13 protein-coding genes are annotated in these 11,812 nt (G+C 28.9%); all 13 read right to left on the minus strand.

What is annotated here, in order from left to right:
• Window positions 1-77 precede the first annotated feature (77 nt).
• The 13 genes from ACZ2G2_RS11285 to ACZ2G2_RS11345 all read right to left on the minus strand — a co-directional run bounded on the left by ACZ2G2_RS11285 (window position 78) and on the right by ACZ2G2_RS11345 (window position 11,693).
• A complete protein-coding gene (locus ACZ2G2_RS11285; RefSeq protein ID WP_470392146.1) occupies window positions 78-1,919 on the minus strand; it encodes a PLP-dependent aminotransferase family protein in 1,842 nt (613 codons plus the stop codon).
• A gap of 214 nt (window positions 1,920-2,133) precedes the next feature.
• On the minus strand, window positions 2,134-2,496 hold the full coding sequence (locus ACZ2G2_RS11290; RefSeq protein ID WP_470392147.1) for a hypothetical protein: 363 nt from the start codon (window positions 2,494-2,496) through the stop codon (window positions 2,134-2,136).
• Window position 2,497: 1 nt separating this feature from the next.
• The gene (locus ACZ2G2_RS11295) at window positions 2,498-4,132 is read right to left on the minus strand and encodes a CRTAC1 family protein (RefSeq protein WP_470392148.1); all 1,635 of its coding nucleotides are present in this window, start codon (window positions 4,130-4,132) and stop codon (window positions 2,498-2,500) included.
• Window positions 4,133-4,139: 7 nt separating this feature from the next.
• Window positions 4,140-4,799, minus strand: coding sequence for a DUF6796 family protein (locus ACZ2G2_RS11300; protein WP_101203119.1), 660 nt, complete (start codon window positions 4,797-4,799; stop codon window positions 4,140-4,142).
• Between the two features lie 198 nt (window positions 4,800-4,997).
• Entirely contained in the window at window positions 4,998-5,240 is a 243-nt protein-coding gene (locus ACZ2G2_RS11305; RefSeq protein ID WP_090839535.1) for a hypothetical protein, read from the minus strand.
• A gap of 191 nt (window positions 5,241-5,431) precedes the next feature.
• Entirely contained in the window at window positions 5,432-6,139 is a 708-nt protein-coding gene (locus ACZ2G2_RS11310) for a hypothetical protein (protein ID WP_470392149.1), read from the minus strand.
• 314 nt (window positions 6,140-6,453) lie between these two features.
• A complete protein-coding gene (locus ACZ2G2_RS11315) occupies window positions 6,454-6,687 on the minus strand; it encodes a hypothetical protein (RefSeq protein WP_470392150.1) in 234 nt (77 codons plus the stop codon).
• A 388-nt stretch (window positions 6,688-7,075) separates the two neighbouring features.
• Window positions 7,076-7,459, minus strand: coding sequence for a hypothetical protein (locus tag ACZ2G2_RS11320; RefSeq protein ID WP_470392151.1), 384 nt, complete (start codon window positions 7,457-7,459; stop codon window positions 7,076-7,078).
• An 8-nt stretch (window positions 7,460-7,467) separates the two neighbouring features.
• Window positions 7,468-7,884, minus strand: coding sequence for a DUF6896 domain-containing protein (locus ACZ2G2_RS11325; RefSeq protein ID WP_470392152.1), 417 nt, complete (start codon window positions 7,882-7,884; stop codon window positions 7,468-7,470).
• Window positions 7,885-8,029: 145 nt separating this feature from the next.
• Window positions 8,030-8,605 carry a TlpA family protein disulfide reductase gene (locus ACZ2G2_RS11330; protein WP_470394913.1) on the minus strand — a complete coding sequence of 192 codons (576 nt, stop codon included), beginning with the start codon at window positions 8,603-8,605 and terminating at the stop codon, window positions 8,030-8,032.
• Between the two features lie 319 nt (window positions 8,606-8,924).
• Entirely contained in the window at window positions 8,925-9,431 is a 507-nt protein-coding gene (locus ACZ2G2_RS11335; protein WP_101202582.1) for a hypothetical protein, read from the minus strand.
• Window positions 9,432-9,650: 219 nt separating this feature from the next.
• Window positions 9,651-10,811, minus strand: coding sequence for a DUF3800 domain-containing protein (locus ACZ2G2_RS11340; RefSeq protein ID WP_470392153.1), 1,161 nt, complete (start codon window positions 10,809-10,811; stop codon window positions 9,651-9,653).
• A gap of 153 nt (window positions 10,812-10,964) precedes the next feature.
• Window positions 10,965-11,693: a hypothetical protein gene (locus ACZ2G2_RS11345; protein WP_470392154.1), complete on the minus strand. Its 729-nt coding sequence runs from the start codon at window positions 11,691-11,693 to the stop codon at window positions 10,965-10,967.
• Between the last annotated feature and the right edge of the window lie 119 nt (window positions 11,694-11,812).

The following is an 11,812-nucleotide window of genomic DNA, read 5'->3' on the forward strand; positions in this document are numbered from 1 at the left end:
AGATGCATGCCTATATTATTTAGGATAGTTTATAAATTTAAGAATTATAATTAAAGTTTCTTAAATTATAGCAAGTATTAAATACTTTTTACAAAGTCTAAAAATACTTTTTTATGTAATTCAAGATCTAAGTTAGGAGATAGTGAGGCACGAACAATATAATCCTTATCGCCCTCTTTAGTCGTTCCCTGTGTAGAGGTTGCAGGAATAGTCCAATAACACCCTTTTAATTGCCCATAACTAACACAAAACTTACTCTCGTTAGGGATTTCAGTAATCATCAAGTTTATCAACTTTAAATTCAGGGCACGTTTATACGTTTCTTTTTCTTCATCTGTATTACCTTTTGTAGGAAGATCTAAAGAAAAAACAGAAGGTGTAAACCCTTGTGAAGCTAATGCTTCTGAGACAAAGTTGATTTTTGCGCCTGGTAACACGTCATGGATATAATTAACAAACTCACGTGTGTTTTTATACGCATCGCTAATTCTTTGGTTCATTGAAGGTAATTGCTTTGCTAGGATGTCATATTGAAAATCAGTAGCCTCATTATCACAAAGCATAAGATGATTTTCAATTTTTTCCATTAAAGCAAGTGTATTAGTATTTCCAACACAGTAACCAGCAGTACATTGTCCACCACTTGGGAATTTAGACCCACTAGCAAAAGAAATAGTTCTAACTGTAGACAACATATCGTTTTCACCTAAAAAGTGCACATTTGGACAGAATGTTTGATCCAATATAAATACAGGATCTATAGCTGTTGCTCCGCTTGGTGTCTTACGCACTTTACTTAAGGCTTCTTTTAACTTAATTAAGTTAGGTACTTCAACCCTAGGATTTGTAGGGATTTCTGCAATTATATAAGGGACTGCATCTTGTTCTGCTATGGTATCTAAAACGGTATTAATACTTTGTACCATATCATTATCACCATCTACTGGTAAATCTACGATATCCACATTATTAATACATGCAGCAACACGTCTAGCCTGGTCATTAGTACCACCATAACAATTTGGAGGCACTATAATTTTAATAGCTTTTCCTTTATGGTTTATAATAGCGTCATGAATAAGCCCCATTAAAATAGCGTACTGTATAGATAAACCACTAGAGGCTACTAACGGTTTAGTAGTTGTGTTAGTTACGGTTTTAATGGCGTTTAAGACACTATTTTTGTTTGTAAGATCTATTGTTTTGTTTTTAATGATTGACTGTTCTACTAATGCATTTAATGCTATAAGCGCGTTTGCAGGTGTCATAGCAACGGTCTCTCTTCTACGGACATGTTGTATGTCTGAGATATAATTTTCGTTAGCTGTACCATTAACTATTAAAATACTTCCTAGATGTTGGTGTAGGCTTATAAAAAAGTCAATATTAGGGTCTAAATTCGCAGCGCCAATAGTCTCTTCTTGAGATATAAATACCGTTGTGTCATTTAATGCTACAATCTCATCAGCTGTGTTTACTTGCTTTAGTTGAAACTTATAGCCGTAAATATTTTTTATGATTTCTTCATCAAAACATTCTGGTAAACTACCTGTATAATAAATTGTTGTGTTTTTATTTTCTAATAGATTTTTTCTTAAAACAGCTAAAACAGGAACTATTTTTGAATCAAAACTAATTACATTCTCTGATTTAATATCATGTAAATGGGCAAGTGCCCATTCTAATACACAAGATAATGGATGCCCTAGTCTAATATAGTCATACGCAGTAGGTAGTTGATTTAATGCAGATGCATCTGAATTATTACTAGTATATAAAGTTTCAAACTGATCTAAAAACTCAGTTTTAGCTAGCTTTTCATTATAAATATCTAATCTATGAGTTGTTATATTTAACCAACCAGTTGGCATATTTTTTATAACTTCTTTAATATAATTAAGCATTGTATTGTCTTTCATAATTTTAACTTTAATAGTAGACAAAGATACGTTAATTAGATTTTTTTAAAGGATAACGTCTTGTTTTGTAACATTGTTTTAACGTCACTATTTAAGGATAAGCTACTTTGGATTAGAATTTAAAAATCTAGTAATAGAATTCTATTATTTAGTAATGCTTTAAAGGCGCTTTTTAATCAAAAATATTTGATTAGTAATGAAACGATTGTTTGTTTTACATCACCTTTTTAAATTCTTTAATTTTTAGAACTATCAAAAGGGTGAAAATAGCAAAAGAAATATAACACATTGGGATACCTGCACTTGTTTTTGGACATTCAATAACTCCCGAAATTTGCATGATAGAACCATAAAAGGCAATACTCCAAGCTATTCCTGTGCCAGTAAAATATATAATATTATCTTTTTTAAAGACATGTGCTAAAAAAGGAATTACAAGACAAGCTAAAATTATATAACAGGCAGGTATGTTTAATAATTTTGGACAAATATTACCTTGACTAAATTCATTATAAACTAAAATTCCTGCGCCATATATTCCAAATATAAATACAGAATAAAAGACATATTTAAGCATATTATTTTAGTTCTTCTGCCTTTTCTAGTACTTCAATTAATTTAGGAACAATACTTCTTGAATTAATCTTAATAGACTCCAAGTTCTGTACAGTGCCATCAGTATAGTGTATTTGTGTACTTTTAATGTTGTCTTTACCTAAGCCAATATGGATTGTTGCACTTTGATCAGAAACTAATCCTTCTCCAATAATATAATCTTCTGTTATTGTTTTTCCTGAAGTTGTTGTTACTATAATTTTTGCACCAATATTTTTAGCATTTTCTAAAAAAGTTAATTGAAGGTAGTTGTTATCTCCTCCCTTATTTAAAAAGACTTTTGCTGGACCAGAAATATTTACCCAAACTAAATCTTGGTAACCATCTAAATTAAAATCACTAATTAATGGTGTAATAGCAAAGTGTTTATTTACGACACCACTTTCTTGTTCAGTAGCAACAAACGTGTGGTCTTCTTTTTGAGTTAAAAATCGACCAGGTAATTTAAAAACTTTGTGAGGAGGAAATTCTACATAGTTTTCTGCTACAATTAATTCTTGCAAACCATCATTATTCATGTCTGCCATAGCTGCACCCCAAGAGAATTCAAAATCTGCTACTTTAACCTTATCAGCCGCATCTTCAAATACAAAGTTTCCTTTGTTTTCAAAGAAAATCCAATCAGAATTAAATTCACTTTCATCAACGTCTCCTCGTGCTAAAAAATGCGGGGCTGTAGTCCCTGTATTAGAGAACATAAAATCTACTTTACCATCATTGTTGTAATCTCCAACAGCAATACCCATTGGGTAGCCGTATTTATCTGTAGTAGGGTTAGTAATCATTTTAAATGTTCCGTCTGCATTGTTTTTATACGTTCTAACTTCTCCTGTATCATGCGCTACTATTAAATCTAACCAGCTATCATTATCTATATCTACAAATATGCCCATAAAAGTATTGTGGTTATAAGCCAGTCCTGAATTTTGCGTGCTATCCTTAAAAGTATTGTCACCATTGTTTATCAGAAGCTGACTGATTGGACCATATCCTTTTGTAAAGTTATTTTGACCTTGCATCTGTTCTTTTCTAATATAGTTAGACACAAAAATATCGATATCTCCATCCTTGTCAATATCTCCTAATGCAAAGCCAAGTGGTGTTGCATCATCCGCTAAATTATATTTTACTTTTTTAGGAGTAAAGACACCTTGAGTGTTGTAATATATTGTTATTCCATCTTCACGTGAGATAATTAAATCAGAAAAACCATTATTATCAAAATCTGCAGAAGCTGAAGCTAATGTTGTTAAATTGCTTTTTTGAGGTAAATTTACCTTCTTAGAAATGGAAGTAAAAGCATTGTTTTTATATTGAAATAATTGATCCTGTTGGTCAAAACCTCCACCAAAAAATATTTCGTCTACACCATCATTGTTTATATCAATAAGTGAAGATGCGATAACAGGAAGAGACTTTTTACCATTATGTTGCTGATTAAAATCGATTAATACTTCACTAAATTTTGGAGTTATGCCATTTTCAATCTTATTATCATACGGGTTGTTCCCATCTGTTCCAAATCTAAAAGCAAGTAATAGTACTGCCAGAATTATGATTGTAATAAGACCTAGAAATATAAACTTTAAGTATTTCATAATTTAATTATTTGTAATTTTTATTAAATTGATATAATGATAAACTGAATAGAATAAGATGAGTGACATTCATGGCTATGGGGGCAATATACTTACCGATAGATGGGATAATAAAGTAAACTGCAAACACTAAAATTAATATTACAATAGGATTGGTAATAGCCATCCATTTGTTGTAGTAGGTTGGTGATTTATAAATTGCAATTATAAAGAAAGCGGATAAAAGTAGTATTATGACTCGTAATATTTGAACTAATGACTCACTAAGTAAAGTGTAGTTACCTAATATTTGTCTATAAACAGTACTATTAATATCATCTTGTAGGTGCACTATTGTTCCCAAAAAAGCTCTAGAAGTAATCCAAAAGCCACCAACAGTAAAAGCCAAAACACCTAAAGTAAATACAATAAAAGCCCATTTATTTTCTTTACCCTTTAACATTTTATAAATGTGATAATAACCAACAAAATATAAAGGTGTTCCTAAAACAGCCAAAAAGTGCCCATAGATAAGATTCTCTCTTGGCACAAACTTAAAAAAATTATAATGCGCTGAATTACCTACTATCTGGTTGCTGTAGTGTAATAAAAACTCTCCTAAACCAACAGTTATACTTGCTATCAGACCAAGTATTCCTGTAATGTAAATCAACTTTTTTTCGGACATATAAAAACAAGGTATATTTAATTACTTGATGTTAGTAGATAAATTAAGTAAACCCTTACGTTAAAAGTTGTTTATTTTAAAGTTATGGTATTAGTAGTTGTGTTTTATTTCTAGATTTTGCTATTTGTTTTCAAAAACAATTAATAGTAGCACTCCATTTTTTCATGGAAAAACAGAATGAAAGAAATTTAACTATTTCTAATGGTGTAATTGTTTTTGTAACCAAGCCCTAATTTCTTTTCGTAAAGAGACTTCAGGTTTAGGTAGCGGAATTGTTTGTCCAAATTGTTTACTTCTATTAAATTTTGAAAACGTAATTTTATGTTTTTTCCAAACTTCGGGATACAATTCTAAGAATTTATTAAAAAAACTTTGTTCATTAATTTTGCCTTCTATTTTAGAAAGTACTTCTTTAAATTTTTCTTCTTGCTCTATAATCATTTTGTTGTTATTCTGTAATAAATAAACCTATTTTGCAGTTTGGATTTTTTTAAATTTAGATTAATTGAATGTGATACTAATGTTTTATAATAGTTTCGAATTTCAAGTATTAAGATTAGTACATTAGTCCCAATAAAAAGCTCTCGAGGGTTTCTATACTTTAAATTAAACCTGTATTAGTAATTTGTTTACTATTCTATTTCGGGGCAATAATTTGAATTAATTTCAAAATTTAGTCCTTCATCAATTCCTATTTTATCATTCTCATGTTTAAAACATGATAAATAAACGCCTCCTTCAAATCCAATTTCCCAACCTTTAAATAATCCATATGAAGCACCAATTCCTTCATAAAAATATTGGTTATTACTTAATTTATATTTAGTTAAATAATTAGTTCCAATTTGTATTGAATCAATTTCAATAACAGTTTCACTTGAATTCCATCTATAATTTAAAACATCACCTAGATTTAGGTTAAAATTGGCATACAATTCTTCTGTATTTTGATTCCTAAAAATATAATATACTGATTCAGCATCTTCTCGCATTGCTGCAGTGTAATTTAAGTCACTAAATGTAGATATAAATTGATTTGTACCCCCAGAAAAAGGATTATGAAAAATAGAGTCAAGTTGTTTTTTGTACATCTTTTTATATTCAAGCCCATTAATAATTGTATCTCCTTCAAAAAAGTACAATAAATATCTTTTTGTTGTTTCTGTAGTACCTGTAGCGCCATTTTCGAATACGGAACTACCATTTTGATACCATTTGTTTGATTCCGTAACCATTTTAATAGGTTGGTCAATCATAGTTTGATTGGCAGGTTGTACATTATCGTCATCGCTACAACTTGTTAGCAAAATAATTAAAATTAATAATACAGTATTTTTCATTTTTGGTTTAGATGTAAAATAAGTTGAATAGGATTGGTAATTAACTATATACGTTTCAAGTTAACGATTTATTATTAAAAATTAAATTTAAGGATTTAAATAAAAAAGAATAAAATAGAGAATAGAAGAGTGGATTAAGGTTAGTATAATTGCTTAAACTTTAGACTCTGTCGATATTGATAATTGGGGCACTCTTTCTAATTAAATTTTATTCAGTTATGTAAGGCCTATATCTCGTTTTTAAGTCATTAAAATTATAGAAGAATGTCTTATGTTAAAGACTTTGTTTCAACAACTAGCTTAAAATTGTTTATTTAGTCAATAAATTCTGTTTTTTTAATTGACTCTATTTTTCCATTCTTAAAATAAAGGTCGAGATTGTGAAATTTCCAACCCATTCCATGTCCTTCGCTCCCCATAGAATAATTCCAATTTTTTAAAGTGTCCATCTCTGTTTTGAAGTAATTCTCCGGTTTTCCCAGAATTCCAATAACCTCATTTTTGGTCTTTCCAATTAATAATTTACTTTCAATTAGGTCTTTCCTCATTTGATGACGATCATTTTTGTTTTTATTCCATTCTATTGCGTTAAATTTTGATTCAGGATGATACTCATAAAATACAAACGAAAAGAAAATTGTAATAAATAAAGAATAAACTATTGGTGTTAGAATGATTGAAGAAACTGTAGTTACGATAGTTTTTGAAATTCCTTTTTTAATAAATTTTCAAACTATCCAATTAATTATTAAATATAATAAGATTATAATTACTAGCAGGAAATACCAATTTCCTGAAGATATGTTAAAGTATTCAATCATTTTTTTCATTACCAACAACGTGTTTGTGTATAGTTAAGCAACTAAGTTAGCAAATAAATCACAGATAGAATATTCCGCAGGAATGTTCGTAAGTAGGCTTAAAACAAGCTATTAATTATACGCGGTGTTGTGGTGTCGTTTTTGTTTTTTTAATCAGATTGTCGCTAAACCTAATCAGTTCAATCGTTTCACTTTTCCAACTGTCCTCTACAATCTTTCCAACATTCGATGAGAAAATATCCCATTTTAAATTAAAACTAATACCAAGCTCGATAATCAACTGCCTTAAGTTGTGTCCGTTTTTTTCCAAATCATCCATTATCCAGTTGCCGACTTCGTGTACTGATTTTAAATCTTCTGAAAAGCTTAAGAAGTATTTCGGAATATCATTTTCATAAATAGCAGATTCATTGAATTCAAATTCCAAAAACGGAAAATATCTCTCTTGACTTGTCGAGTCAATTAAATATGATTCAGTCTCAAATGATATTTTTTCCAAACTTGTATTCATTTTATTTCTTTTATAAATCCAGCCCGATACAATTCAATTAACATTGGTTTCAAATCTTGCCAATCTAATTTTTCACTATACTCTTTGTATTCCTCTGTGCTGTCTAAATATGACTTTAAGAACCAAGCATCTATTTTTCCAAATTTAGGTGGATTTGATAAAATCACTTCTATATTTTGCTGTGTTTTCTTTTTATGAAAATGACATTCTCCTCCGTGAAAAGCATAATTAACTCTTTCTGAAAGTTTTCCTTTTCTTGGAACTTTAGGATTACTTTTTGTTACAAATTCCTCATATTGTTCATTAACAAAAATATCATAGCCAAATTTGTTTCCAAGTCTTTTCATTAGTTCTGTTCCTTCAGCTCTGTATTCAGTTATTGCCTTGGCTAATATTTCTAAAGATGTTCTCATTTTCAAATGCACCACAACGTGATTGTATATGGTTTGTTGCGTGATTTAAGGAACTAAGTTAGTAAATAAATCACAAATAGAATATTCCGCAGGAATGTTCGTAAGTAGGCTTAAAACAAGCAATTAATTATACACGGTGTTGGCATTAGTATTTTTTATTTCCAATCAGTTTCTTAATTCCAAATATTAATAATTGAATAAACAATATCAGAAAAACCAATATTGTATAAGGAATGACTAAATAAGGAAACTTTTCAGAAAGTTCTTTATATCTGTCAGTTTTAAAAGTCAAATCGTGACCAAATATTCCACTTAATTCATTTTCAACAGCTGCAATTCCGTTATTTGGTGTGCTTATTAAATCGCCTTTTTTGTCAAAAAGTAAATATGTTGGATATTCAGCTATTTTTAACTCATACACTAAACTTTGGTCTTTTCTATTGTCATTATAAAATGTCCAATTCTTGTTGTTAGAAACCAAGAAATTCCAAGGTTTAGGTTTTTGCTCAAGAAGATATTCAGTCTTTTCTTTTGGGTCAATACTTATACTCATTATTGCTAATTCAGAATCATATTTCTTTAATAGTTCAGGGAAAAATTTCATTTCTTCTAAACAAGGTTTGCAACCTTGAAACCAAAAATCTACTAAAAGTACTTTTCCTTTATAATCACTAAACGATTTTAATTCTCCAAACTGATTTTCTAAAGTGATTTGAGGTATTTTTTATTCGGATTCGAGTTTGTCTACCTTTACAAAATAGATATAAAGTCCAATTAGAGCGATTATTAAAAAGATTATTAATCCGATTACATATCGCTTAATAAATCTAAAGATTCTTTTTTTTATCATTCAATTTTTAATTTCAAATGTGATTTTTGAGTTGGTCTGGTATATTAATGCCAACGTGATTGTGTATGGTTAGTTGCGTAATTTAAGGAACTAAGTTAGCAAATAAATCACAGATAGAATATTCCGCAGGAATATTCGTAAGTAGGCTAGACCTAGCAATTAATTATACACGTTGTTACAACACGTTATATTATGCTTTTGTGAAATTCAATAAAACTATAAGCAGTATTTCAATTATTGCTATGATGAATGCAGCGATGTTCGTTTTTAATAAATCACTTCTCTTTATTCCATAAACTAATTTACTGTTTTCATAACTATTCATTAATAATAATAAAAAGATAGAGATTATAATTACACCAGCAACAAACACAATTGTTCCGTCTCTTTCTAATTCTGTACTTATAGAGAAATAAATAAAAAATAAAAGCCAAAAATAATAGAATGAACAAATTAGTAACCATCCAATTTTATTATTAATAAAAACTCCACTGAAAGGAATGATAAGCAAAAGAGATGACCTTAGAATTGAAGTACTAAATGCAATTTTGAAATACTCAGAAATTCCACCATTATTTCCAACTGTTGTATAGTAATCTACTAATTGTTTATAATCAAGAATTAAAACAACAATAGCAATAATTATAATCGGAGCTTTTATTAATACATTTAATCTAGGCTTGTTAGTTTCTTCCAATTTGCTTTAATGTGTTGTAACGTCTCGTATATGAAAAGTAGCGCTGAAAATAAGCGGTTACTTTTAGGATAAACACAAGCCGAATTTTTAAATTTTATTAATTATTTTATTTTTTGGAATTTGTCAAATTTAAAAATTTGGCGACTTTCCAAAAATGCCCAAACCATAGTTTCATCAATGACTTGCGCTATTTTTTATATACATTGTTGGCAGTAGTTTTTATTCAATTTTTTTGTACTCTACTACATTAATTAAATTCTGTAAAAGAGACAAACTTTCATTTTCATTAATAATGTCAATTTCAAAATATTCTTTTTTTATTGCATTATTAGCAATGTTAATTTTGGTCAACATTGGGATTATGCTTTTAAGATATCTATTGTAATAACCAACTAAATCATTTTTTTTATTCGGTATTTTGTATCCATATTTTCCTTCAATACTCACAACAAGAATGCCTTTATATCTCAGAGAAGAAATAATCTCTCTTATTTGTTCTTTTTCAATCTTTGGGTTTATTCTTTTTAGGACATTTACTAATTCATAAGTCTCTGCGAGTTTGTTTGGGTTAGTTTTAAAAATAAGTAAAAGGTGTTTTAAAAGCTCAGATTCTTCAATCGTACATTTTTTAGTTTTCAGATACTCAATAGTTAAATTAAGGCAAAATTCTCTTATTTTTTTATCATTTGCATCTAAATCTTCGCTATAATTTCCCAAATAATTTGAGGTAGTGAAAGGTAAAAAGTCAACAAATAGTTTTTTATTAATAGCGTCAAATATCTTGTCCGCATCTTTATCTTTATGACTTACGCAATATATTTTTCCAACACAGCCTGAGAAAAAATCCGCTATTTGAATTAAAGGTTCTTCATACTTGTCATCTGCAATTATATATTTTCTATCTGGTTCAAAAAGAGTAGGTGAGAAAATACGTTTGTTTACATAATTATATAGACTTTCTTTAAACGCTTTATCTCCAGTTTTATCAAAATAAATTTCGAAGTTTTTATATCTGTTTACAAATTGTTTCAAAAATAACCTTTGGAAAAATTTGATAAACGTTTTTTTGTCTTCAAGGTTTTTATTGTCAATTTTTCTTTTGTCGATAACTAAACTGAAAATCCCAAAATCTAACTCATTAAACTCAGTTATCATTTTTAATCTTTTGTCAATAGGCAGTTTTTTTGAAGATTTCAATGGTGAACCTTGACGATATTTGTCTGAAACTTTTTGTCTAATGTCGATTGCCTTTTCTAAATTGTTTTCATCTATAACAATTGCAGTATATATAAAATGAGAAAAAGTTCCTGACTTAGATTCAGTATCTAAATGAGTGTTTCCATATTCATCAAAATATATATAAGCTTTTTCGTCTCTCATTTTTAAATTACTGCCAACGTGTTTGTATATGGTTTGTTGAGTGGTTTAAGCAACCAATTTAGTAAATAATTACCGACCAAGAAAGTCCGCGAGGACTTTCGTAAGTAGGCGAGAAGCCAGCAATAAATTATATACGGTGTTGGCAGTAGTTTTTTAAAATCCATTGCAGTCTATTTCAAAATCCAATTCAGTTAATTCATTTTCGCCAGTTTGATATGAAACAACTGGTGCGTAGTGAAAAATCGGACTATTTGAATTATAATTTTCGATATACCAAAATTTAATATTAATTTCAGAATTTGGTCGAGTTTTTCTTTCAAACGACTTAAAATTATCATAGGTAAATTCAGTACCAAAGTCAAAATTGTCATTATATTCTATTCCAGTAATTAAAGGTGGTGTGTGATTATTTAAAACAGTGAGGTTAAATTTTAATTCAATTGGAATAAAAGCATTTAAATTTAGAATATTATTTTCTCCCTCAACTAAATTCGAAGTTTCATAATCTCTATAAAATTCTCCAGAATTTGAAACAAATTCATAATAATAGGTGTTGTTTTCAGTTTCATTAAAAGCTAATCGATAATTTTCATCACTTCGTAAATTGTAGTCAAAATCTAATTGGTAGTTTCCATCAATATCTGAATAAGTTGTTGCAATTTCTTTTGTACAATAATTGGGTCCTAATCCTCCACCAGGACACGACCAATATTTAATTAGTTTTATCTCAAAACTATTCACATCTAAATTTCGATGATAGTCTTTAACAGTTCCAGAGATTGATGTCGGTGTTCCAGGTAATTCTTCTCTAACGTCATCTTTCTCACACGAAAAAAATAATACTAACGATAGAGAGATAATTAATAATTTAATTCTTTTCATAACATTTTTTTCAAATTACTGCCAACGTGCTTGTATATGTTTTTTTGCGTGTTTAAGCACCTAATCTAGCAAATAAAAACCGAATAGAAAATCCGCGAGGATTTTCGTAAGTAGGCTAG

It is taken from the genome of Olleya sp. KKT75 (genome assembly GCF_055635485.1).